At 63.8% G+C, this 21,869-nt stretch carries 25 protein-coding genes; 14 read left to right on the plus strand and 11 right to left on the minus strand.

Annotated elements, in window-relative coordinates; translation table 11 throughout:
* Window positions 1–137: 137 nt before the first annotated feature.
* The 5 genes from CDV46_RS13840 (at window position 138) to CDV46_RS13860 (ending at window position 5,154) form a co-directional block, all read left to right on the plus strand.
* Complete coding sequence (locus CDV46_RS13840) at window positions 138–461, plus strand: hypothetical protein (RefSeq protein ID WP_087723055.1); 324 nt, start codon at window positions 138–140, stop codon at window positions 459–461.
* A 228-nt stretch (window positions 462–689) separates the two neighbouring features.
* Window positions 690–1,946, plus strand: coding sequence for an MFS transporter (locus CDV46_RS13845; protein WP_087723057.1), 1,257 nt, complete (start codon window positions 690–692; stop codon window positions 1,944–1,946).
* The gene (locus tag CDV46_RS13850) at window positions 1,943–2,797 is read left to right on the plus strand and encodes a dihydroorotate dehydrogenase electron transfer subunit (RefSeq protein ID WP_087688305.1); all 855 of its coding nucleotides are present in this window, start codon (window positions 1,943–1,945) and stop codon (window positions 2,795–2,797) included. Before CDV46_RS13845 ends, CDV46_RS13850 begins: the two co-directional genes overlap by 4 nt.
* A 52-nt stretch (window positions 2,798–2,849) precedes the next feature.
* Window positions 2,850–3,800 (plus strand): dihydroorotate dehydrogenase, encoded by a 951-nt coding sequence (locus tag CDV46_RS13855; RefSeq protein WP_087688744.1) that lies wholly within the window; start codon window positions 2,850–2,852, stop codon window positions 3,798–3,800.
* A 91-nt stretch (window positions 3,801–3,891) separates the two neighbouring features.
* On the plus strand, window positions 3,892–5,154 hold the full coding sequence (locus tag CDV46_RS13860; RefSeq protein WP_087723059.1) for a hydantoinase/carbamoylase family amidase: 1,263 nt from the start codon (window positions 3,892–3,894) through the stop codon (window positions 5,152–5,154).
* Window positions 5,155–5,176: 22 nt separating this feature from the next.
* Here the strand turns inward: CDV46_RS13860 and CDV46_RS13865 are convergent, their stop codons facing one another.
* From CDV46_RS13865 to CDV46_RS13895, 9 genes are all read right to left on the minus strand, one after another.
* Window positions 5,177–6,637: a M20 family metallopeptidase gene (locus tag CDV46_RS13865; protein ID WP_087688307.1), complete on the minus strand. Its 1,461-nt coding sequence runs from the start codon at window positions 6,635–6,637 to the stop codon at window positions 5,177–5,179.
* 139 nt (window positions 6,638–6,776) lie between these two features.
* Window positions 6,777–7,130 carry a hypothetical protein gene (locus CDV46_RS13870; RefSeq protein WP_087723061.1) on the minus strand — a complete coding sequence of 118 codons (354 nt, stop codon included), beginning with the start codon at window positions 7,128–7,130 and terminating at the stop codon, window positions 6,777–6,779.
* A gap of 38 nt (window positions 7,131–7,168) precedes the next feature.
* Window positions 7,169–7,336, minus strand: a complete 168-nt coding sequence (locus CDV46_RS27125; protein WP_157125820.1) for a hypothetical protein — start codon at window positions 7,334–7,336, stop codon at window positions 7,169–7,171.
* A 1,139-nt stretch (window positions 7,337–8,475) separates the two neighbouring features.
* The gene (locus CDV46_RS13875; protein ID WP_087688309.1) at window positions 8,476–8,757 is read right to left on the minus strand and encodes a hypothetical protein; all 282 of its coding nucleotides are present in this window, start codon (window positions 8,755–8,757) and stop codon (window positions 8,476–8,478) included.
* A 30-nt stretch (window positions 8,758–8,787) separates the two neighbouring features.
* Entirely contained in the window at window positions 8,788–9,699 is a 912-nt protein-coding gene (locus CDV46_RS13880) for a DNA/RNA non-specific endonuclease (RefSeq protein WP_254916048.1), read from the minus strand.
* Between the two features lie 48 nt (window positions 9,700–9,747).
* Entirely contained in the window at window positions 9,748–9,906 is a 159-nt protein-coding gene (locus CDV46_RS27130; protein ID WP_157125821.1) for a hypothetical protein, read from the minus strand.
* A gap of 128 nt (window positions 9,907–10,034) precedes the next feature.
* Window positions 10,035–10,679 (minus strand): FMN-binding negative transcriptional regulator, encoded by a 645-nt coding sequence (locus CDV46_RS13885; RefSeq protein ID WP_087723063.1) that lies wholly within the window; start codon window positions 10,677–10,679, stop codon window positions 10,035–10,037.
* A 225-nt stretch (window positions 10,680–10,904) separates the two neighbouring features.
* Window positions 10,905–11,360, minus strand: a complete 456-nt coding sequence (locus tag CDV46_RS13890) for a DUF2501 domain-containing protein (RefSeq protein WP_087723065.1) — start codon at window positions 11,358–11,360, stop codon at window positions 10,905–10,907.
* Window positions 11,361–11,531: 171 nt separating this feature from the next.
* A complete protein-coding gene (locus tag CDV46_RS13895) occupies window positions 11,532–13,151 on the minus strand; it encodes a restriction endonuclease (RefSeq protein WP_087688313.1) in 1,620 nt (539 codons plus the stop codon).
* A gap of 284 nt (window positions 13,152–13,435) precedes the next feature.
* Between CDV46_RS13895 and CDV46_RS13900 the strand changes: the two genes are divergently transcribed.
* From CDV46_RS13900 to CDV46_RS13920, 5 genes are all read left to right on the plus strand, one after another.
* A complete protein-coding gene (locus tag CDV46_RS13900; RefSeq protein ID WP_176399080.1) occupies window positions 13,436–14,146 on the plus strand; it encodes a phosphatase PAP2 family protein in 711 nt (236 codons plus the stop codon).
* A gap of 106 nt (window positions 14,147–14,252) precedes the next feature.
* Window positions 14,253–15,005, plus strand: coding sequence for a sulfite exporter TauE/SafE family protein (locus CDV46_RS13905; RefSeq protein WP_087688315.1), 753 nt, complete (start codon window positions 14,253–14,255; stop codon window positions 15,003–15,005).
* 73 nt (window positions 15,006–15,078) lie between these two features.
* On the plus strand, window positions 15,079–15,729 hold the full coding sequence (locus CDV46_RS13910; protein WP_087688316.1) for a phosphoribosyltransferase: 651 nt from the start codon (window positions 15,079–15,081) through the stop codon (window positions 15,727–15,729).
* 99 nt (window positions 15,730–15,828) lie between these two features.
* On the plus strand, window positions 15,829–16,359 hold the full coding sequence (locus CDV46_RS13915) for a glycine cleavage system protein R (RefSeq protein ID WP_087723069.1): 531 nt from the start codon (window positions 15,829–15,831) through the stop codon (window positions 16,357–16,359).
* A 10-nt stretch (window positions 16,360–16,369) separates the two neighbouring features.
* Window positions 16,370–16,948, plus strand: coding sequence for an SRPBCC family protein (locus CDV46_RS13920; RefSeq protein WP_087723071.1), 579 nt, complete (start codon window positions 16,370–16,372; stop codon window positions 16,946–16,948).
* Here CDV46_RS13920 and CDV46_RS13925 read toward each other — a convergent pair.
* Complete coding sequence (locus tag CDV46_RS13925) at window positions 16,938–17,696, minus strand: IclR family transcriptional regulator (RefSeq protein WP_058379519.1); 759 nt, start codon at window positions 17,694–17,696, stop codon at window positions 16,938–16,940. The two genes, CDV46_RS13920 and CDV46_RS13925, sit on opposite strands and share 11 nt — an antisense overlap.
* Before the next feature lie 228 nt (window positions 17,697–17,924).
* The gene (locus tag CDV46_RS13930; RefSeq protein WP_254916049.1) at window positions 17,925–18,845 is read right to left on the minus strand and encodes an NAD(P)-dependent oxidoreductase; all 921 of its coding nucleotides are present in this window, start codon (window positions 18,843–18,845) and stop codon (window positions 17,925–17,927) included.
* 288 nt (window positions 18,846–19,133) lie between these two features.
* Here CDV46_RS13930 and ybgC point away from each other — a divergent pair, with 288 nt between their 5' ends.
* Genes ybgC through tolA form a run of 4 tightly spaced genes read left to right on the plus strand, consistent with a single transcriptional unit; the run spans window position 19,134 to window position 21,832 of the window.
* Window positions 19,134–19,625, plus strand: coding sequence for a tol-pal system-associated acyl-CoA thioesterase (gene ybgC, locus CDV46_RS13935; protein WP_087723074.1), 492 nt, complete (start codon window positions 19,134–19,136; stop codon window positions 19,623–19,625).
* 39 nt (window positions 19,626–19,664) lie between these two features.
* Window positions 19,665–20,339, plus strand: a complete 675-nt coding sequence (gene tolQ, locus CDV46_RS13940; protein WP_058379522.1) for a protein TolQ — start codon at window positions 19,665–19,667, stop codon at window positions 20,337–20,339.
* A 21-nt stretch (window positions 20,340–20,360) separates the two neighbouring features.
* Window positions 20,361–20,795: a protein TolR gene (tolR, locus tag CDV46_RS13945; protein WP_058379523.1), complete on the plus strand. Its 435-nt coding sequence runs from the start codon at window positions 20,361–20,363 to the stop codon at window positions 20,793–20,795.
* The gene (tolA, locus tag CDV46_RS13950; protein WP_087688322.1) at window positions 20,792–21,832 is read left to right on the plus strand and encodes a cell envelope integrity protein TolA; all 1,041 of its coding nucleotides are present in this window, start codon (window positions 20,792–20,794) and stop codon (window positions 21,830–21,832) included. The genes tolR and tolA overlap by 4 nt, the downstream gene beginning before the upstream one ends.
* Window positions 21,833–21,869 lie beyond the last annotated feature (37 nt).

Consider the following 21,869-nt stretch of genomic DNA (forward strand, 5'->3'; position numbering starts at 1 on the left):
GCCCTCATCCGCGACGGTGCACGCCACCATTTGTGCCGTCGCGGCGCCCTCTGTATCAGGGTTTCACCCAATAATTTTCGCCTTGCCTGACCCTTTGGGTTCGTTTAGTCTAAATATTTAGACAAATGGAGCATGTGATGGATTTGAAGCTCGCTTGTGCCTGGTTGCAGCGCGACACCGTCGGCCTGTCCGACATCGAAGACTTTGCCGCACGCTGCCTGAACGCGTCGCGCACCGCCACCCGCGAATCGGCTGCGCTGCTCTTGCTCGCCCAGTCTGCGCAGGCATTTACGGAACGCCAGTCCGGTATTGCGACGAACGGCGAAACCTTTCACCTGTTTCTCGCCCGCAGCAAGGCCTATGCGACGAAGCTGCGTGATGCGGCCGAGTCGTCGGATGCCAGCTTTCTCGCCACGCTCAACGATTTTGCCGCACAGTTCACGACCGACGTTTATGTCTGAACATTCGGGCCACCTACCGATGGCGCACGGTGCGCGATGCCTGACCCGGGCGCGGTACCGTGGCGTGATCGGATGGCCCGCTACTGACAGGGTCATCGGACTGTCCGCCGATTTTTTTATCTTGCTCGTCTAAATATTTAGACAATTTTCGACGATCACTGCGGCGGCACAGCTTCGGGACTCGTCCATTCGTTCATTCGATCACTCGCCGCCCCACAGGACACGACCATGGAAGTCAACCTGAATACCCCGGGTTCGCAGCGCACTGCTGCTGCGCCGTCCGACACCGTGACGCCCTACGCATGGAAAGCGCTCGCCGGGTCCGCCATCGGTTATGCGATGGACGGGTTCGACCTGTTGATTCTCGGCTTCATGCTGCCGGCGATCACGGCCGGGCTGTCGCTCACGCCCGGACAGGCGGGCGCGCTGGTCACATGGACACTCATCGGCGCAGTCGCCGGCGGCATCCTGTTCGGCGCGCTCTCCGATCGCTATGGACGCGTGCGCATGCTGACGTGGACGATCCTGCTCTTTGCCGTCTTCACGGGATTGTGTGCGTTTGCTCAGGGCTTCTGGGACTTGTTGGCCTATCGCACCATCGCCGGCATCGGCCTTGGCGGCGAGTTCGGCATCGGCATGGCACTGGCCGCCGAAGCATGGCCTGCCGCCAAACGCGCCCGCGTGTCGTCGTATGTAGCGCTCGGCTGGCAGACCGGCGTGCTCGCTGCCGCCCTGCTCACGCCAATGCTGCTGATCCATATCGGCTGGCGCGGCATGTTCCTCGTCGGCGTGCTGCCGGCGCTCGTTGCTTGGGTACTTCGCAACAAGCTGCACGAGCCGGAAGTGTTCGTGCGCCGTACGGGCAATACCGGGGCAAACCGATCGAATGCGTTCCGCCTGCTCGTGAAAGACGCCCAAACCACGCGCGTCAGTCTGGGCATCGTGATTCTGTGCTCGGTCCAGAACTTCGGTTACTACGGGATCATGATCTGGCTGCCGACCTTCCTCTCGCAGAAGCTCGGTTTCTCGCTGACGAAGTCGGGGTTGTGGACCGCCGCCACGGTCGTCGGAATGATGTTCGGCGTGTGGGCGTTTGGCCAACTCGCCGACCGTATCGGGCGACGCCCCACATTCCTTATTTATCAGGCAGGTGCCGTCGTGATGGTGCTCGTCTACGCGCAACTGACCGACCCGACCGTCATGCTGTTTGCCGGCGCGCTCATGGGCATGTTCGTGAACGGCATGGTCGGCGGCTACGGCACGCTCATGTCCGAGGCCTATCCGACCGCCGCCCGCGCCACCGCACAAAACGTGTTGTGGAACATCGGCCGCGCCATCGGCGGCCTGGGACCCCTCGTCGTCGGCGCACTCGCCGTGCGCTACTCCTTCCAGATCGCCATCGCATTGCTCGCGAGCCTCTATGTGCTTGACATGATCGCCACGCGCTTTCTGATTCCCGAACTCAAGGGCACCGACCTCGAATGATTCAAGACGCACCCTGCCACTCGCCCACGGTCGCGACACATCGCTGCCGCGTGGTGACCCATCGCGCTGTGAATGCCCGCTATCGTTATCTGCGTCTGCACGCCGACGCGCCGCTTGCCGACACCACGCGCCCCGGCCAGTTCTATCAACTCAAGTGTCCGGTGACCGATCAGGAAGCACCGTTCCTGCTGCGCCCGATGAGCGTCTACGGCACCGGCCCCGAGCCCGGCACCATTGAGTTTCTCTACAACGTCACGGGCGTGGGCACGCGTGCGCTCGCCTCGCTGGCGGAAGGCGCATCGCTCGATATCGTCGGGCCGCTCGGCAATACCTTCACGCTCGACACGCGCTGGCGGCGGGTGATGGTGGTGGCGCGCGGCGTCGGTCTGGCCACGATGGCACCGCTCGTGCAGCGCGCGGCGGCAGCGGGCATTCGACTCACCGTGGTGATGTCGGCACGCAGCGAAGCCGATCTGATGCGCGACGAATTCCTGCGCAGCGATATGGCCCGCGAACTGGCCGACGTGCATTGCGTGTTCGATAGCGACGGCTCGTCATCCGTCGAAGCAGTGGAAGCGCGCGTGCGCGCCTTGCTCAGCGCCGCCCCGCACGACGCCGTCTACACCTGCGGCTCGCACCGGTTGCTGATGCTGTTGCAACGCGTGGTGGCCGAACACCCGCAGATCGTCGCGGAAGTGGCGATGGAGCAGCGCATGGCCTGCGGCATGGGCGTTTGCCTGTCGTGCGTACGCCTGTTCGATTGCGATGGCGACAAGCAATTCCTGCGCGTGTGCCGTGAAGGCCCCGTGTTTCCGATTCGCGATGTCATCGGGGAGGTGGATTTTGGCTGATCGTCAAATGACAACACGGCGCTCGCCGGACGCTGACCCACGCGGTCTTGCCGTGCCGGATCTGAGCGTTCGTATCGGCGCGCTCACGCTGCGCAACCCGGTGATGCCAGCGTCAGGCTGCTTCGCCATCGAGTACCGCGAGGCACTCGATCTCAATCGACTCGGCGCGCTGGTGATCAAGAGCGTGTCGCCCGCCACCCGCGCGGGGAACCCGACGCCGCGCGTGGCCGAGACACCCGCCGGCATGCTCAACTCCATCGGCATTCCGAGCAAGGGGCTCGACGCCTATCTGCGCGACGTTCTGCCGCCGTACACGCAATTCGACACGCCTGTCGTGGTGTCTGTCTCGGCCGATACCGCCGAGTCGTTCGCCGAGGCCTGCGAGCGGTTGTCGCTGCCTGAGGTCGCGGCCATCGAAGCCAACATCTCGTGCCCCAATCTCGAAGCGGACGGCATGGCCTTTGCCATGCTGCCCGAGACCACCTACAAAGCGGTGAGCGCCATTCGGCGGCGCACGAAGCATCCGCTCTGGGTCAAGCTCACGCCGAATGCCGGGCAGATTGCCCAGATCGCGCGGGCCGCGGAGGATGCCGGGGCCGATGCCATCGTCATGGGGAACACCGTGCTCGGCATGGCCATCGACGTGCACACGCGCCGCCCCAAACTCGGCAACGTCATGGGTGGCCTGTCGGGCCCGGCGATCAAGCCGCTCGCCGTTCGGCTCGTCCATCAATGTCATCGCGCCGTGCGTATTCCGATCATCGGCTGCGGCGGCATCGAGACCGCGGATGACGCCGTCGAATTCATGCTCGCGGGCGCCACGGCCGTGCAAGTGGGTACGGCTTCGTTTCGCGATCCGGCCGCGATGGGGCATATCGTCGACGGCCTTACCGCCTATTGCGCGCAGCATCAGATCGACAAGCTGGCTGCGCTCACGGGGGCCGTCGCCCTCGACGCGCAACTCACCGATCGCTGGCTGCGCTTTGCCCAGCAGTCCGGGTGACAGGGGACCCCATACGCACGCCCTCGTGATGTTTTGCGGGGCGTGCGTTGCCCCCTTCCCCATTGATTTCGTCATTGCAGAAAACACGCTCATGAGTCTTACCGCGCTGGCCTCGCTGGCCGATCAACTTTTTACCGACCTGCGCCGTCTCGGCGACGACGGTGTCGGCGTCTCTCGCGACAGCTATGGTGCAGGCGAGAACGCTGCGGCGTCGTATCTGACCGAATGGGCCGGTCATCAGGGGCTGACGGTCACGCGAGATCGCGCGGCCAACCTGATCTTCTCCCTGCCGGCCGATGCCGGTGAGCGGGACAAGCTGCCTGCCACATGGATCGGCTCGCACCTCGACTCCGTACCGCAAGGCGGCAACTACGACGGCATGGCCGGCATCATTGCGGGCCTGCTATGCCTTGTCGAACAGCAACGCAGCGCTCGCCCGACGGCGACGCCGGTGCGCGTGCTCGCGTTGCGCGGCGAAGAAAGCGCATGGTTCGGGAAGGCCTACATGGGGTCCGGCGCGCTGTTCGGCAAACTGAGCGACGCCGATCTGGCGATGCCGCATCGCACGCATGGACGCTCGCTCGCCGAATGTATGGCCGAAGCCGGGGCCGATGTCGATGCGATTCGTGAAGGGGCGATGCTCTTCGATGCGTCGCGTGCCAAAGCGTGGCTGGAACTGCACATCGAACAAGGGCCGGTGATGATTGCCCGCGACATGCCCGTGGCCATCGTGCCCGGCATTCGCGGCAATGTGCGCCACAACCGTGTGTCATGTGTGGGAGAAGCGGGTCACTCGGGCGCGGTGCCGCGCTGGCTGCGGCACGATGCGATGTTTGCCGTTGCCGATCTCATCACCCGGCTCGATGAACATTGGCGTGCCCTGCTGGAGCGCGGTATCGATCTCGTGGTGACGACAGGCATCGTCGGCACCGATCCCGCAGAGCATGCGATCTCGCGCATTCCGGGTCGCGTGGACTTCAGCCTCGAAGTACGCAGTCAGAGCGCCGATACGCTCGATGTGTTCTATGAGTTGATGCGGACCGAATGCCGCGCCATCGAACGCGATCGCGGCGTGCAATTCGTGTTCGACCGGCGGCTGGCGTCGGCGCCCGCGATCATGGATGCACAGGTGTCATCGCTGCTCACTGACGCTTGCCGCGCGCTCGACCTGCCGCAAGAGCGCGTGCCAAGCGGCGCCGGTCACGACGCCGCGATCTTCGCCAATGCGGGTATTCCGAGCGGGATGGTGTTCGTGCGCAACGCGAACGGTTCGCACAATCCGCATGAAGCCATGGATATCGATGACTTCATGCGGGGGGTACAAGTGCTCGAAGCGACAACGCATCGTCTCTGAGCCCTACGATCAAGCGCCGTAGTTACGGCGCCAGCGCAATCACTTCGGCAACGGCGGCGGTCAGCTTCTTCGCGTAGGGCACGTGCAGGAATTCGTTCGGACCGTGGGCATTCGACTTCGGACCGAGCACGCCGCACACCATGAACTGTGCGCTCGGGAAGCCCGCTTGCAACGTATTCATCAGCGGAATCGTGCCGCCCTGCCCGATGAATGCCACGTCCTCGCCGTAGTGGCGCTGCGAGGCCGTGTTCAATGCGGAAGACAGCCACGGTGCCACTTCCGGCGCATCCCAGCCGGAGGCCGCACCGGCATCGGACTTGAACGTCACCTTCGCGTTGTACGGCGGGTCGAATTCGAGCAACGCCTTGAGCTCGGCCACCGCCTGCGCGGCATCGATCAGCGGCGGCAGGCGCAGCGACAGCTTGAACGCCGTGCGCGGGCGCAGCACATTGCCCGCGTCAGCCAGTGCCGGCAGACCCGCCGCCCCGGTCACCGACAACGACGGGCGCCACGTCGAATTCAACAGCGCTTCCTTCGGATCGGTGGTGGTCGGCAGCACCGACAGGCCGTCCTGACCGCAGGCCCACGGCATTTTCTTCCAGACGTCGTCGCCGAGAATCGCCGCGGTCGCTTCGGCCTCTTTCAGGCGTTGCAGCGGGATCGGGCTGTGAAAGCCCTTGGGCAGCACATTGCCGGTGCCCGCGTCTTCGAGCCGCTCGAAAAGCTGACGCATGATGCGAAAGCTCGACGGGGCGATACCGCCATAGCCGCCCGAGTGAATGCCTTCGTCGAGCACCTGCACTTCCAGACTGCCCGAGATCAGACCGCGCAGCGACGTGGTCAGCCACAACTGGTCGTAGTTACCAGCGCCAGAATCCAGACAGACGACCAAACTTACCTTGCCCAGCCGATCGCGCAATGCGTCGACATACGGCAGCAAGTCATAGCTGCCCGACTCTTCGCACGTCTCGATCAAGCCGACGCAGCGCGGACGCTCCACACCTTGCGCATCGAGCGCGGCGAGCGCCGTCACGCTGGCATAGATGGCGTAACCGTCATCCGCCCCGCCACGGCCGTAGAGCTTGCCGTCTTCAAATTTGGGTGTCCACGGGCCAAGGTCTTTGCGCCAGCCATCGAATTCCGGCTGCTTGTCCAGGTGACCGTAGAGCACGATGGTCTCATCGCTGCCCGAGCGCGTAGCCGGTGCTTCGAAGAAGATCACCGGCGTGCGGCCTTCCAGACGAATCACTTCGAGCTTGAGCCCCTTCACGGGCTGACGTTCGGCCCATTGGGCGGCATCGCGCACGACGCGGTCGATGTAGCCGTTGCGCGCCCAGTCGGCATCGAAGCCCGGGCTCTTGGCAGGTACGGCGATGTAATCGGTGAGTGCGTGCAGGATTTCGTCGTTCCACTTGCGTTCGACGAATTCACGCAAAGCGGCCGTGTCGAGCGACGGCTGGGTCGAGGTGACGGAGTCGTTCATGGGGGGTCCTCGAAGGGTGTCCTTGGCGGATCGAGTGTCTCGGGTGCGCACGTGCGCCGGTGCAGTCAGCGTCGCTCGCGAGCGAGCGGCATGGCGTCATGATAGCCATTCCGGACAACTGTGGCGACCGGTCGGCCGGTCAGTTGCCGGTTCCCGGCGGGCCGAAGTGGAAGATGATCTCCCCGGCGGCACCCGTGGCCTTCACGCAGGTGGCGAGTTGGGTGCCCTGACCTGCCGCGTCGAGCGAGTGCTCGGTGTCGGCACTGTTGCAACGCCAGCTAAAGGTAATGGGCCGCTGGCAGCGGTTCGTCACCTCGTAGCGGTAATTGGTCACGTCGGCGGGCAGTGCGCGAATGTTGCCACAGGCTTGTCCGGCGGCGTCGAGCGGCTCGGCAGCCATCGGCATGACGGGCGGCGGCGGGGCTGGCTGAAGTGGCTGAAGTTGCTGCGCATACGCCGACGCGCCCGCCATGGCGGCGAGCAACGCCAGCATCCCTGTAGTCCGAATGTGGTGAAAACGGCCGGCAGGCATCAGATCCAGCGCCACGCGATGGCAACAGCGCCCACCGCGACAGCGACCGAAATGGCGATGCCGAACCACGCCAACTGCGCTCGCCGTGCCCGGCGGCGGCTCGATTCCGAAGTGTCGTAAAAACGACCCAATCCGCCCGAATACAACTTTTCCCAGCGAATTTCCATGGCGCACCTCACAAATCAAACAAACCGGCCCGCAATGCTTTTCTTTTCTTCTTTATCGAAAATTTAGAGACGCAAGGCAATTCGGACAAATCCTCAGAGCCAACTACCTTGAATTCCTACATCCCGACGTCGCTTCAAGATGTCACTATTCTTGGGGAATTGCAATAGCGTCAACTTACAGGATGCCGCGCCAAAACGACGTCAGCCGACGTTTATCACGATGAGTGAAAACGTGCTTCACGCGGCATTGCGATTGTTTCCAATGGATTTTTTACGATTTGGCGGGACCAGCGTGATTCAACCCCTTCGACACTTCAAACATCTGTAACAAAACGTTTCAAAACGGCACGGGCGTTCGCTTTGATCCGTTGGAAGTGGCAGGCGCAGTCAAGCCGCCTGCGGGAGCGGGTGCGCTCAAATCAGAAGGGGAATGCAACGATGCGCGGCAAGCCGTCGGAAGGCGGTGCCGCGCGCGAAAGGAAGATAGGGGACTTTAGCGCCCTAGGAAGGCCGCACCAATTGACAGGAGAACGAATCCGCCGACACTACAGGCGATCGCTACCGCCAGAAGGCGTTGAAAGAGTTGCTCGCGCTCAATGGCGCTGCGGTTCGAACGGGGTTGAATGTGATGAACCGAACCCCATCCACTCGAATACACTTTTTTCCAACGGATGTGCATAAGTAACCTCGCGTTGTTTAGTGCTCGTGGCCTTTCCCATCACCGACTCCCTGATATCGGAATCGACGGGACGCAGGGCTAGTATGCGCTTCGCAAGAAAGTCGTAAACCCCTTATCGGTGTTGCGTCGCCACAAGAAAACCGCCCGCTTCGAACGATTTTCGAGACGAAAAAAGACCTCACTGAAAAACGATCGAATGACGCGAAACCGGATTTTTGACCAAGAGTGTCAATGCGACACTTTGTCGCAGGTGCGACAAGTTGTCGCGCAACCCGCATGAATGGGGGAACGACGAGAAATGACGGGGGTGCGCACGGTCATCGCGACACGCGCGATGCCGCACGATGAATTTCGAGGCGAGGCGGCCGTTGCGGCAGGTGATCCGCTGAACCGAATCACTTAGTGCGCCGCAACATCAAATGTTTGAATAAAGCATCAACACCGGGTAAATCCGGAGCGATCAGTCTGCGAAGGGATTCTTCACCTGGCGCGAGGGGACGTCGGCGACGGGCTCGGCATGTTCCGGCAGCTTGCCGGCCGACAGCGCGCCCACCACGGCATCGAGCACCGCCTTCAGCGCCTGCGCTTGGCGCAGCCCTTCGGCATCGCGGCGAATCGTCAGACTTCCAAAGATGGCAACGTTGTCCGTATGGTTCTCGACATTGAGCTCACCGAGCGAGAGCGCATCGGCGTCGTTGGCGAACGGTTGAAAGGTCGTGCTGGCCGGGGACGAAGCGGTCATCGAAGACTCCTGTGTCGGGGGAAACATCGGTTAGCGAATGATCGTGCGCAGAAAATCGAGCACCGTCTGCACTTCTCGGTACGAAGGCACCTCGGGGTCACGCTTGCGTTTGCCGCCGCCCGCAGCCTTGGGTGTCGGCAAGCGCATTGCGGTGGCCTTCACCGAGGTCGGCATGCCGGGAAAGAAGTCGATACCCGCCAACTTCTCCAGCTCTGCCACGCTCACTACCGAATAGTCGCCGGTTGCTTCGTTGGCGACAAGGTAGGCACCGGCCTGTCGCCGCTTCGGGTCGTAGACCACCTTATAGAGCTGCGTGGGCACCATCACCCGGTTACCGATTTGCGTGACCGATTGCCCTTTGTAGAGCGGCCCCGTGATCACGAACAACTCGCCGCGGTCTTTTGCCAACGTCCGAACACTCGACTCGATGCCTGCCCAGAGATAGCGATTGTTCTCGCTGTTCTGCGGCACCATGTTCGACAGCGAGAAACTCTCGGATTGCGCACGCGCATCGGGCATATCCGCCGACGGCGCCATGTGCCCCCGGTCGTAGCCCGAGCTACGGTAATCGCGCAATTCGGCGCGCTCGCTGGCGGGCAAATTCGATTCGGCGTGGAAATTGTTGACGCGAGTCATTTCGCGCGCGTCGGCCAACCGATCGCGCGTGAGATGTTCGGCCGACCAGAGCGGCGTACGCGTGACGCCAGAGTGCATCACACCGAACGCACTGAAGCACACTTCACGTGCCGCCCGCGTCATCGATGCGTTGGTGATATCGGGTGCGGTGCCCGAAAAGTAGTGATCGCCGCAGGCGGTCGTCGCGGCAAATGCACTGCCGGAGATCGCAAAAAGAGGGCTGACTGCGAGTATTGCCAATTGCCGGGCCATCGCGCGCAAGCGAGTTGCGCGCACTGCGGTGGCCGTCCGTTCAGACTGCTTCATCGCACTGCTTACGGTAAGACTTGGGGGTGCGATTGTATCGGAGGAACGCTATTCGGGGGACACGTTTCCCACGCCATAGGCGGCGCATTGCAGTGTCTGGGCCGGTGCGAGATTGCCGCACTCGTCGGCTTGCGCGCTCGGCACGTCCCCCTGCTCCAGCAGGAAGAGGCAGAGCAACAGCGCAAGCATGGCGAGCAATGTTTTCATCGCGGCACCTGAGTCGGGATGCCGCATTGTATGCGGGGACACGGACGGCAAACCTGTCTGAAACCCGCGAAATTGTTTCCTTTCGTTACTTTCGCGATGGCGGAGCGTCCGGCCGGACGCTCGCGCTATCACGTCTTCGGCACGTCGCCACGCTGCGCGACGAGGGTCGCCATCGGCTCGCTCAACGGCCCTTGAGCGCGAAGCCCGTCGACCACGCCAACGCGGTCTGCCATGGCCCGGTTTTGCGTCGCCTTGAATTTGCCTTCGATGCGACGAATCGGAATTTCCACGCCGACAATCGCACGCAGCATGCCGTCGATGAAGTCGGCCGGCGCATCTTCCACCGCCCACGGCGCAGGCCTGCCCTGCTCCTGCGACGTCGTGAGATCGCCGACCAACCGGCGGACCCACGCGGCGTCGTCAATCAACCGTGGCTTGCCCCAGACATGCACGGCGGCGTAGTTCCACGTTGGCACCACCTTGCCATGCTCGGCCTTGGCCGCGTACCACGATGGCGTGATGTAGGCCTGTGCACCGGTGAATGCCACCAGACAATCATCGACGTCGTTTAACGTCGGGCCATGCGGATTGGCGCGCGCCAGATGGGCACGCAGCGTGCCGAACTCGCCTTCATCGGGATAGATCAAAAACGGAATCGGATCGGCCACCAGCCCAAGCGCACCGGCGCTCACGAGCAGGCCAAGCGGATTGGCACGAATCAGGTCGTGCATGGCCTCGGGACGATCGTCGGCAAATGCGGCGGGTAAATACATCGATGACTCCGGACTCAGGCAGTGGGGTGGGAATAACGCTTAGCGTACGCCCGGGCGTGGCCCATCGCAAAGACCCAAATTCGATGAATTTTTTGGTACCACCGAGCGGTGGGCAAGACGCGGCGGGCATCCATTTCAATGACACCCGCCGTGAGGAGATGAGGTCCGGCGTCCATCAGACGCCAGCCATGAGCCGTTACCCGTTACCCGTCAGCCGCTGCGCGGTCAGAGGAACGACTTCGCCTGATCGAGCACCTTGTCGCAGACCTGACGCGTGAGTTGCTCCTTGAGCCCGCCGCCGTTCAGATCGACGGTTTTGCCGTCTGGCGAGGACAGCAGCCCCTTGGCACCATCGAGATAGCCCGGGCTGGCCGCCGCAGAGCCTGACTGCGTGCCGATCTTGCCAAGCAGCTTGTCCTTGACGTCTGTCGCCGAACTCAGGTTGCCGCCGTTGAGGTAGTTGTTCTTGATGCAGAACTGCAACACGCCGGTCGCGTTGCCGATGCTGCCCGACGTCATCGAGCTCGCCGAGCCGAGTCCGCCCAGACTGCCGGCCAGACCGCCCGAATTGGACCCACCGGAATTTCCGCCGCCGATGGCGTTCTTCAGGGCATCGAGTTGTGCGTGTGCCAGCGTGGGCGCGCCGAGTGCCAGCACAAGGGCCGTGCCCATGGCGCCCATCGTGCTCAGGACTGAAAGTCGTTTCGTGCGTCGCGACATACCAACCTCCGTAATGGCCTAATGGCTTTGACGTGGGAAAGTCCGGCCCACTATAGCAGGCCGGTCTTTCGCCGACGATCTCGCACATCCTCGCTCAGCGCGGGAGTTTGTCGCGCCGATCAGGCGTCTCGCTTACACCGACGCCGTGGCGGCCCCGGTCGCACCGGCAGATTCCGGCGCCACCACGCTCGCATCGACGCCTGCGTTTTCCTTCAACTGGAAGACGAGATGCTGACCGCCGAGCAGTTCGATACGACGGTCGCGGGCAAACTCCGCCACACCGTCTTCGAATTCCCCCGTCGTAATCAGCATCCCTCGCGCGGCACCGATCTGCTGCATTTCCGCCAGCATGGCGCGCGCGGCGCCCATCCCCAACTGGGGGGTATCGCGGCGGATATGCACCACCACATCACCGCCGAAAATCGGGTGCGGGTCCCACGCGCGGCAAGCCAGCATGCCGTCTTCAGCAGGCAGCAACGGCGGCCCTTCAAAGCCGTGAGAGCGCAGCAGATGGAACATCACTTGAGTGAAGTCCTTGTCCGACAGCGTCATCAGATTGAAACGGCGATCGACGGCGACGTCTGCATCGGTGACCGCTTGCGTCATATCGACACCGGCCACCGGCGTGACGGCCTGCAACGCCTCAGGACGTGCCGACACGCGTGCACCAAGCGTCGTCAGATGCGTGGCCGCGTCGCCCTCGGTCAACACGAGCGCAGCGAAATCTGCGCGTGATACGTGCGCACTCGCCAGGCAAAGACGCTCGTCGCCCGCGTTGACATAGATGTTGAAGACGATGGCATTGACGTGGCGCAGCGGGTCGGCCGCGAACAACTCGTACAGCGAACGAAGCAGGATCTGGCGCAACGCACTGGCGTACACCTGCGCACGCAGTGCGTCGCCGGCCGGCACGCCCTGAAGCGCCTTCTCGATGCTGTCGTAACGATAGTCGAGTGCGATCGGCACGGCAGCGTCGAGCGTGGGCACGTCGTAGCCGATGGCGAGCAGCTTGTGATTCTCGACATAGTGCGCCGCGAGCGTCTGTTGAAACGCCTCGGGATACGGACTGCGGCTAAGCACAATGCGCGCGTAGCCGGTCACGGCCGCCGCCTCGCCGCGCAACAGTGCACCTTCGAAATCGGCAACGGCGGCATTGTGGAGCGACGCTTCGGCCCGCGCGGCCTCGGTAGCCTTTTGCTGCGCGATTTGCAGAATCATCGAGCCCTGCGTACGGCGGATCTTCGAGCCCTCGTATTCGCGCTCGGCGTGTATGAACTCGCTGCGCGCCTTCGACACCGCCTGTTCGTAACGTGCCGACGCGCCGGGCATGGCGAGCGAGAGCCGGCCGGGTTTCTCCGGCGCGAACGTTTCCCATTCGGGCTTGGCAAGAATCTTCGGCAGATGGCGAGTGTCGAGGACCGGGGGCGTGTTGCGCGCGCGCAGGTCGGCAGGCGGGATGCGCAAGTCGCGCGTGAGTCCGTCGGCCAGCAGGCGCTCCAGCCGTGCCACTTCGAATTTGGCGCGGGCGCCCTCGGCGGTGGCCTCGGCTTGGCGCAGGGCCAGATGCAGCCGCTCTCGCGCCACGGCGTCGGCGGCCGGTGCGTCGTCAAAGGCGCGCTGGGCCTGATCGACGGCACGGACTTCCGCCAGACTTCGCATTTGCGACTGGGCGTGTTGCTGCTCGCGCGTATGCGCGGCGCGCCAGAAGTCCCGCGCCAGACGGTCGATGATGCTGTTGAATCCCCGAATCACTGCTGCCCCCGCATGCGTTATTGATTTTGTTTTGACTGGCGAACTACTCACACGAAAACGATGGCACCGGACGACCTGCGTCACGGCCTCTCATGGCCCGCGCCATGCAGGGGACGATTGTAGGACGATGGGCATCAATCTCGCAAAAAATCTTTCCATTCCTTGCGCCAGAACAATGTCCCGAGCGCAACGCGCGCGCACTGATCGTCATCAAATCGCCACGCCGCTGCCTCAGGCTTGCGCCCGGAAGTTGCATTACCGCCCGATTTACCCGAACCTGCGTCATGACTGAATTCACCCCCGGCCACGCCACCCCCGCCTCCCCTGCCTCACCGCCGGTCACGCCTCGCCTCTGCCTGCGCGCCGCCTGGCTCAGCGCGTTCGGCTGCCTGCTGCTGGCGCTCGTTGCCATTCCATGGCTTGACCGCCCCATCGTCGAATTCGCGCATCTGCACACGCAAGGCACGCGCTGGATGCAGCACATGGCCGAACTGCCCTCGCCGCTGTTCGTGGCGGGCTGGCCGGTGTTTGTCGTGCTGGGCGCCGCACTGATGTGGCGCCGCACGTTGCCCGACTGGCTCATCACGCTGTGGCTGGCGGGGGGCGCCGTGGGCGTGGCCAGCGTCGCAAAGCAGGGGCTGAAGCGCCTGTTCGGCCGCACGTGGCCCGACACATGGACACACAACAACCCGTCGTATCTGCATGACGGTGTGTTCCAATTCCGGCTGTTTGGTGGCGATGGCGTGGCGTATGCCTCGTTCCCGTCCGGCCACCTGACGGTCATGCTCGCCTTCGCGACGGTCGTCGCGCTGCGTCACCGCGCGCTTCGCCTGCCATGTGCACTGGCCGTCGCCGCGACCGGCTTCGGGCAGATCGCGTCGGCCTACCACTGGACGAGCGACGCGCTCGCCGGTGCCGCGCTCGGCATTTCCATGGGTACGATTTTCGTCGCGGCGTGGGCGAAGTGGTCGCCGGCGGTGTTGGGCAAGCGCTGACGTAAGCGTTGAGCGAATCGGCGAGATCACCGCATAATGCCGCCTTGATCTGCTGCACGGCAGAGGCCCGCACCGGGCCCGGCAACACTGTGCGCTCGCCCGATTCATGACATTCGATCCCGTACTTCCTCTTATCGCCGGCGCGTGCGTGGCCGGCTTCGTTCAAGGCCTGTCGGGCTTCGCGTTCGGTCTGGTCGCGCTGTCGTTCTGGGCGTGGTCGCTCCCGCCCACGCTCGCAGGCCCGCTCGTCGCCTTCTGCTCGCTCATCGGACAGATTCTCGGGCTGCGCGCCGTGCGCCGATCCGTTCCGCTCGATCGGTTGGCGCCCTTCGTCGTGTGCGGCCTCGTCGGCGTGCCAGTCGGCGTATGGATTCTTCGCTATCTCGACCCGGTGTGGTTTCGCGCGGGCATCGGGGCCATTCTCGTCGTGTACTGCACGATCTTGCTGCTCTCGGCCCATCTGCCTCGCATCACGCGCGGCGGGCGTGCGGCCGACGGTGTGGTTGGCTTCATCGGCGGATTGATGGGCGGCATCGGCGGCCTCGTGGGTGTCGTGCCCACGTTGTGGTGTACGTTGCGCGGCTGGGACAAGGATTTGCAGCGCGCCGTCATGCAGCTCTTCTTCATCGTGATGCACACGCTGACGATCATCATGTACACGGTGCACGGCGTGATCACCACGAAGACGCTGCACCTGTTCGCGATTGCCGTGCCATCGATGATCCTGCCGACGCTGGCGGGCGCATGGGCCTATAAATTCCTCTCGGATCACGCCTTCCGCCGCATGGTGCTCGCGCTGCTCGCCTGCTCGGGTGTGACGCTGCTGGTCGGCACCGTGCCCGAACTCCTCGCGCGCTAATCAAACGGGCATCAGGCTGCGGCGTTACGATGGCAGAATCGTCCCTCCTGCCGGGCTTGCCCCCGCCGCCGTCATGCCGTTCCTCGATCGCGCCGCTGCCGGCAACGCCCTCGCCGAAGTTCTCGCCTCGCACGCCGTACTCTCGCGTTGCGCCCCGCCGCTCGTGCTGGCCATCCCGCGTGGCGGCGTGCCCGTCGCCCTGCCCATCGCAAGACAGTTGAACGGCACGCTCGACGTACTGCTCGCCCACAAGCTCGGCGCGCCGCATCAGAGCGAACTGGCCGTGGGCGCGGTCGACGAATTCGGCGGCATCTTTCTCGCCGACCATGCCTTGTCGCTCGGCGCTACCGGCGTCTATCTCACACGAGAAACGGCGCGTCAGCGGGCGTTGTTGCAACAACGCCGTCAGGCCTACACACCGGGACGCGGCGCGCCGCGCGTCTCGGGGCAACCGGTGGTGGTAGTCGACGATGGCATCGCCACCGGCGCGACCATGACCGCCGCGTTGCGCGCCTTGCGACGGCTCGGCGCGGGGCCGCTCGTCGCCTGTGCGCCGGTCGGCGCGCACGACGCCGTGGCACGACTCCAGCCATTAGCCGATGCCGTCATCTGCCTTGAGATGCCGCAACCGTTTTACGCGGTCAGCATCGCGTACAGCGATTTCGCGCAAACCGACGACGCCACCGTCATCGCGTTGTTGCGCATGGCCGAAGCGGGGCCCTGAGCGCGCCGTCGCCATGATGGCGGCCAAGCGCAGCCATAGCGGCGAACGGTGCGATTGCACTACACTTGAGCCTCGCGCGCTAATTCGACGGAGCCTGCTATGACGACGTCCCTGATTCTCAACGTGATCGGCCCGGACCGCCCGGGGCTGGTCAACGCCATCGCCGATCGCGCCACCGCCGCCGGCGCCAACTGGCTCGAAAGCCGACTCGCCAATCTGGCCGGGCAGTTCGCCGGCATCGTGCATCTTCAGGTCGCCGACGAGCGCGTCGCCACGCTCACGCAAGCACTGCAAGCGCTTGAAACCCACGGGCTGCGCATCTCGGTCACGCATGCGCAGAGCGCCGCCGAAGATCCCGGCGCACGTCTGCTTCAGCTCAATCTCGTCGGTCAGGATCACCCGGGTATCGTCAAGGAAATCTCGCACGTGCTCTTTGCACGCGGCATCAGCATCGATGAACTCGACACCGAGTGCGTCGAAGGGTCGATGTCCGGCGGCACATTGTTTCGTGCCACCGCACGCCTTCGCGTGCCGGCCAGCGTCTCGACCGATGCACTGCGTCAGGTACTGGAGGGGCTCGCCAACGACCTGATGGTCGACGTTGAACTCGATTCGCCCGCCGGTGCCTGAGCGCGCGCCGATGAAGAGAGCCTTCCTGATCGTTCTCACCGCCGTTGCCATCCTTGCCGTTCTGTCGCTCGCCCCGTTGCCGTTCGAGCGCCAGACGCATGTGACCAACGTGATCACCCTGCGCCAGCCGCCGCAGGTCGTCTACAACTACGTGACCACCCCTGCCAACTGGCCCAAGTGGCATCCGGCATCGCTGGCGGTGGAGGGTGCGACAGATCATCCGCTCACGCTCGGCGAAGAAGTCGCGGAAGAATTCCGACTCGCCGGGCGCCACGGGATCATTCATTGGAAAGTGGTCGAAGCGCAGCCGCCGCTGGAGTGGCGCATTGAAGGCGAAGTCAACCGCCGCCCGTCAGGGGAGGTGCGCTACAAGCTCACGCCCGACGGCACGGGCACGCGCTTCGAACGCGACTTCGTCTATCGCACACCGAATCTGCTGTTTCTGGTGCTCGACCCGATCTTCATCGGGCCTCGCATTCGGGCGGAATCGGCACAAGGTGCCTTGCAGTTGACGCAGGCCTTCGATGCCATGGCCCCTACGGCGGCCGAGCCTGCCAAACCTGCTGAATCTGCCGAGCCTACTCGTTGAACGTGGCGGCCATCGTCTCGGCGGCGGCCTGAAGTTCGGGCAGATAGGTCATGAGCTTGTCCAGCGTCGAGTGCTCGGCGCTGGCTTGCACCGCGATCGCCGCACAGGCGCGGTTGCGGTCGAGCATGACCGGCACCGCGACTGCGATCATGCCCGGCACATGTTCCTCGTTGTTCGTGCCCACACGGCGCTTGCGCGTCTCGGCCAGTTCGGCCCGCAAATCCTCAAGATCGGTAATCGTGTTCTCCGCCCGCGGACGCAGCGGGAGATGCGCGATCAGCTTCTCGCGTCGCGTGCGGGGCAAAAACGCCAGCAGCAGCTTGCCGCTCGCCGTGCAGTGCAACGGCACCCGCGAGCCCGGTGAGAGCTTGAGCTGGCGCGACCATTCGGTCTCCACACGATCGAGATAGACCAGATCGTCGCCCGAGAGCATCGACAGGTTGCAGGTCTCGCCGAGCTTGTCGACCAGTTGCTGGAGAATGGCGTGCCGAGCCGCGGCCGGGCCGGCATGCATCAGCGCATTGACCGCCAGCGCACGCACGCGCGACGACGGCTCGTAATGCCGACTGCCCGCCTCGCGGGTCACCAGCCAGGCGGCTTCCAGTTGCTTGAGAATGCGGTGCACGGTCTGTTTGGGCAGACCGATGGCGGCGACGATCTCCGCCAGTGTCATGGGCGCGCCTGCGGCGCAGAGAATTTCGAGAATGCGGAATGCGCGGACGGCCGCGGCGTTCGACTGATTGCTCATGCCGGTTTTCGGATCTTTGTAAGTGTCGTTATCAATCGCGGCGGTCTCCTCCCGCACGACACCGGCCTCGCACACCTACCGCGTTACCCGCCGCCGTGCCGTCGCACCACGACGTCCCGTTTTCCGCATTCTAGTGCCAACCGGCAGGTGCTGACGATTGGAGATAAACCCGAAGGCTGGCTCCAAAACAACACCTGCGCATTCGTGCGTGAGCTACCGGACAATCGGTCAGGCCTTGCCCGACAGCACACGCAGACGGTGAATCAGGCTGGACGTGTCCCAACGGCGGCCGCCCAGCGCCTGCACATCGCCATAGAACTGATCGACCAGTGCGGTGACCGGCAGCGACACACCATTGCGCTGCGCTTCCGCCAGACACAGGCCGAGATCCTTGCGCATCCAATCGACTGCGAAGCCGTAATCGAACTTGCCGTCGATCATCGTCTGGCCGCGATTGTCCATCTGCCAGCTGGCCGCCGCCCCCTTGTTGATGACGTCGAGTACGGCCTTCATGTCGAGACCGGCTTGCTGACCGAAGTTGATCGCCTCGGACAACCCCTGCACCAGCCCGGCGATACAGATCTGATTGACCATCTTGGCCAGTTGCCCGGCGCCCGCTTCACCAATCCGGGTGACGGCACGGCCATAGGCATGCAGCGTTTGCGCCACCTGATCGAAGGCATCGGCATCGCCACCGCACATGATCGTGAGCACACCGTTCTTTGCACCGGCTTCGCCGCCGGAGACCGGCGCATCGACGAAATGCAGGCCCTTCTCGCGGGCCACGGCATAGAGTTCGCGCGCCACGTCGGCCGACGCTGTCGTGTGATCGACGAACACCGCGCCCGGCTTCATGCCGGCAAACGCGCCGTGCTCACCGAGGACCACGCTGCGCAGATCGTCGTCGTTGCCCACACAGGCGGCCACGATGTCGACGTCGCGTGCGGCTTCGGCCGGGGTGGCCGCGTGCTTGCCGCCGTAGTCTTTCGCCCACTGCTCGGCTTTGGCGGCCGTGCGGTTATAGACAGTCACCGTGTGACCGGCGCGTTGCAGATGACCGGCCATGGGATACCCCATGACGCCCAGTCCGAGAAATGCGACGCGAAGGGGGCTAGGGCTGACGGGAGCTTGCGTTTCGGGGGAAGTCACTTCGAAGGGCCTCGCAGGTAGTTTTACAGACTGAAATCCGGCGCTTGCATGATGCATGCATGCGCGTGCCGGATTCGTTCGAATATCAGGGGGCTTGCGAGCCGTCATTATAGGGACGCCCGGCCCGGGCGCGCCAGCGTGATCGCCCACCCGACGGGGCCTTGAGACGATTTCGCCCCACTTTGGTGCGCACCGGCGGCGGATTGAATCGGGCGTTGAAGCACCGTTGTTGCACGTAGTTGAAAAATTCTGTTTCCGTGACTGGCGTTGTTGCCGCGTTCCGATACAATGCGCGGCATGGCTGATTTTGATACCAGTTGGTCAATCCGCGTTTACTACGAGGACACTGACGCCGGCGGCGTCGTGTTCTACGCCAACTACCTTAAATTCTTTGAACGGGCCCGCACCGAGTGGCTCCGTTCGCTCGGCATCGAACAACTCCAATTGGCCCGCGACACCGGCATGATCTTCATCGTGCGTGCGACAGCGCTCGACTACCTGAGCCCCGCCCGACTGGACGATCTCGTGGTCGTCAGAAGCCGAATCGAGCACCTCGGCGGCGCGACGGTGGAGTTTCTGCAAGAAGCCTGGCGCGATGCGTCCGACGGCAGCAGCGAACTGTTGGCGCGCGGCAGCATCAAAATCGGCTGTGTGTCGGCCGACACGTTGCGTCCGGGCAGAATTCCGGCGAACGTGCGGCTCGCCATGCAATCGGCCATTGTTGCCAACAAGTCCGTCAGTGTTGCTGCACACGCCGGGAGCGGCGCGGCAGCCGCCTGATCCCAGGGACAAGAATTCCGGTCAGTCAATAACCACACCATGCCCGATCAAGACCTTTCCATTATTACGCTGGTGCTGCATGCCAGCGTGCTCGCACAGGCCGTGATGGCCCTGCTGTTGCTGCTGTCGTTGATGTCGTGGACGCACATCTTCCGCAAGATCTTCGCGATTCGCCGCGCCCGTGCCCAGACCGAACGTTTCGAACGTGACTTCTGGTCGGGCGGCGATCTTCAGGCGCTCTACCAGAGCGCGCTGAACAACCGCCATCAGACGGGTGCCCTCGAGCGAATCTTCGAATCGGGCATGCGCGAATACATGAAGGCGAGCGAAAAAGGCCTGAACGATCCGCATGCGATTCTCGACGGTGCACGTCGTGCCATGCGCGCTTCCTTTCAACGTGAAATGGACTCGCTCGAAGCCAATCTGCCGTTCCTCGCGTCGGTCGGTTCGGTGAGCCCGTACATTGGTTTGTTCGGTACGGTGTGGGGTATCATGAACGCTTTCCGCGGCCTGTCGAACGTGCAACAAGCCACGCTCGCCAATGTGGCGCCGGGTATCGCGGAAGCGCTGGTGGCGACCGCCATCGGCCTGTTTGCCGCGATCCCTGCCGTGGTTGCCTACAACCGCTTCGCCACCGACATCGACCGGCTGGCGATCCGCTTCGAAAGCTTCATCGAAGAGTTCTCCAACATCCTGCAACGGCAGATTCACTAAGCATTCCGGGAGCGCCGAGACATGGCAGGTTCAATGCGCAACGCTCGCCGCGGCCGTCGCGCCATGGCAGACATCAACGTCGTACCGTACATCGACGTGATGCTGGTGCTGCTCGTCATCTTCATGGTGGCCGCCCCGCTGGTGGCCCCGTCGATCGTCAATTTGCCCAGCGTCGCCAACGCAAGTCCGCAGCAACAAACGCCGCCGGTCGTCGTCAATATCGAGGCCGACAACCGCGTGCTGATTCGCTATAAAGATGGTCAGAACACCATCGAACAACGCATGAGCGCGGGCGATCTGACCGGGTTCCTGCAAGGCCGTCAGGCGGCCAACCCGGATCAACCGGTCGTCATCGCCGCCGACAAGTCGGTGCGCTATGAAATCGTCATGAACGTGATGTCCGATCTGAAGGCCCAGGGTGTCAAGCGCGTGGGCCTGCTCGTCAAGCAAAAATGAGCAGCTCCGTAGCCCGTTCCGACCGCCCCATTGGCCCGCGCAAAGATGAGCGCGGCACGGGGCGGGCATTCCTCCTCGCGCTGTTCATGCACGCGCTTCTGTTTGCGCTGCTCTTCTACGGCATGCGCTGGCAGAACAGCTCGCCCGCAGGTTCCGAAGCCGAATTGTGGACCCCGACCGAAGTCGCCGAGCCGACGCCGCCGGTGGTGACACCGCCGCCGACGCCTGCGCCGCCCGCCATCGCGGCCCCGACGCCGCCGGCCGAAGACGCCGACATCGCCCTCCAGCAGAAGAAGCGCAAGCAAGAGCAGGAAGCCGCCGAACAGGCGCGCCTGCTCGAAGCGCAGCAGGAAAAAGCGCGTCAGGAAGCCCTCAAGCAAAAGCAGTTGGCCGATCAGCAGGCCGCCGCCGACCTCGCTCGCAAGAAGGCCGCCGCCGATGAAGCGGCGCGCCAGCAAAAACTTGCCGACCAGAAGAAAGCCGACGACCAGAAGCGTCAGAAGGAAGACGAGGCCAAGAAGGCAGAACAACAGAAGCAGCAGCAACTCGCCGACGCCCAGAAGAAAGCGGACGCCGAGAAGAAGGCCGCTGAGGAAAAAGCCGAGAAGGCGAAGGCGGCGCAGCAGGCCGCCGCACAGAAGGCAGCAGACGCCGCACGTGAGCAACGCCTTTCCTCGCTGCGCGGGATGGCCGGTGGCACGCCGGGCGCGACGGGCAATGGCCTGGGTTCGCAAGCGGGCGGCACGGGTTCGGGCGCGGGCGGCACGGCGTCTGCCGGTTATGCTGACCGCGTGCGCGCCAAGGTCAAACCGAATATCGCTTATGGCGGCGACACCGATGGCAACCCCACGGCCGTCGTCGCGGTACGTCTTGCTCCGGATGGCAGCGTACTTTCAATGCAGTTGGTGAAGTCGAGCGGCAACCCTGCCTGGGATGCCGCGGTTCAGGCCGCCATCAGCAAGTCCGACCCCTTGCCGCGCGACACTAACGGCAAAGCCCCCCCGAGCGTCAACCTTCGCTTTAGTCCGAAAGGATGAGTATGTTGTCCAACGGGAACGAAAACCGAGCGTTGCA

Source organism: Pandoraea sp. PE-S2T-3, from assembly GCF_002179965.1.
Classification (GTDB): Bacteria; Pseudomonadota; Gammaproteobacteria; order Burkholderiales; family Burkholderiaceae; genus Pandoraea.

Coding starts and splice junctions, on each gene's coding strand:
- CDV46_RS13840 (WP_087723055.1), top strand. CDS start 138: ATGGATTTGAAGCTCGCTTGTGCCTGGTTGCAGCGCGACACCGTCGGC.
- CDV46_RS13845 (WP_087723057.1), top strand. CDS start 690: ATGGAAGTCAACCTGAATACCCCGGGTTCGCAGCGCACTGCTGCTGCG.
- CDV46_RS13850 (WP_087688305.1), top strand. CDS start 1,943: ATGATTCAAGACGCACCCTGCCACTCGCCCACGGTCGCGACACATCGC.
- CDV46_RS13860 (WP_087723059.1), top strand. CDS start 3,892: ATGAGTCTTACCGCGCTGGCCTCGCTGGCCGATCAACTTTTTACCGAC.
- CDV46_RS13865 (WP_087688307.1), bottom strand. CDS start 6,637: ATGAACGACTCCGTCACCTCGACCCAGCCGTCGCTCGACACGGCCGCT.
- CDV46_RS13870 (WP_087723061.1), bottom strand. CDS start 7,130: ATGCTGGCGTTGCTCGCCGCCATGGCGGGCGCGTCGGCGTATGCGCAG.
- CDV46_RS27125 (WP_157125820.1), bottom strand. CDS start 7,336: ATGGAAATTCGCTGGGAAAAGTTGTATTCGGGCGGATTGGGTCGTTTT.
- CDV46_RS13875 (WP_087688309.1), bottom strand. CDS start 8,757: ATGACCGCTTCGTCCCCGGCCAGCACGACCTTTCAACCGTTCGCCAAC.
- CDV46_RS13880 (WP_254916048.1), bottom strand. CDS start 9,699: ATGAAGCAGTCTGAACGGACGGCCACCGCAGTGCGCGCAACTCGCTTG.
- CDV46_RS27130 (WP_157125821.1), bottom strand. CDS start 9,906: ATGAAAACATTGCTCGCCATGCTTGCGCTGTTGCTCTGCCTCTTCCTG.
- CDV46_RS13885 (WP_087723063.1), bottom strand. CDS start 10,679: ATGTATTTACCCGCCGCATTTGCCGACGATCGTCCCGAGGCCATGCAC.
- CDV46_RS13890 (WP_087723065.1), bottom strand. CDS start 11,360: ATGGGCGCCATGGGCACGGCCCTTGTGCTGGCACTCGGCGCGCCCACG.
- CDV46_RS13900 (WP_176399080.1), top strand. CDS start 13,436: ATGACTGAATTCACCCCCGGCCACGCCACCCCCGCCTCCCCTGCCTCA.
- CDV46_RS13905 (WP_087688315.1), top strand. CDS start 14,253: ATGACATTCGATCCCGTACTTCCTCTTATCGCCGGCGCGTGCGTGGCC.
- CDV46_RS13910 (WP_087688316.1), top strand. CDS start 15,079: ATGCCGTTCCTCGATCGCGCCGCTGCCGGCAACGCCCTCGCCGAAGTT.
- CDV46_RS13915 (WP_087723069.1), top strand. CDS start 15,829: ATGACGACGTCCCTGATTCTCAACGTGATCGGCCCGGACCGCCCGGGG.
- CDV46_RS13920 (WP_087723071.1), top strand. CDS start 16,370: ATGAAGAGAGCCTTCCTGATCGTTCTCACCGCCGTTGCCATCCTTGCC.
- CDV46_RS13925 (WP_058379519.1), bottom strand. CDS start 17,696: ATGAGCAATCAGTCGAACGCCGCGGCCGTCCGCGCATTCCGCATTCTC.
- ybgC (WP_087723074.1), top strand. CDS start 19,134: ATGCGCGGCATGGCTGATTTTGATACCAGTTGGTCAATCCGCGTTTAC.
- tolQ (WP_058379522.1), top strand. CDS start 19,665: ATGCCCGATCAAGACCTTTCCATTATTACGCTGGTGCTGCATGCCAGC.
- tolR (WP_058379523.1), top strand. CDS start 20,361: ATGGCAGGTTCAATGCGCAACGCTCGCCGCGGCCGTCGCGCCATGGCA.
- tolA (WP_087688322.1), top strand. CDS start 20,792: ATGAGCAGCTCCGTAGCCCGTTCCGACCGCCCCATTGGCCCGCGCAAA.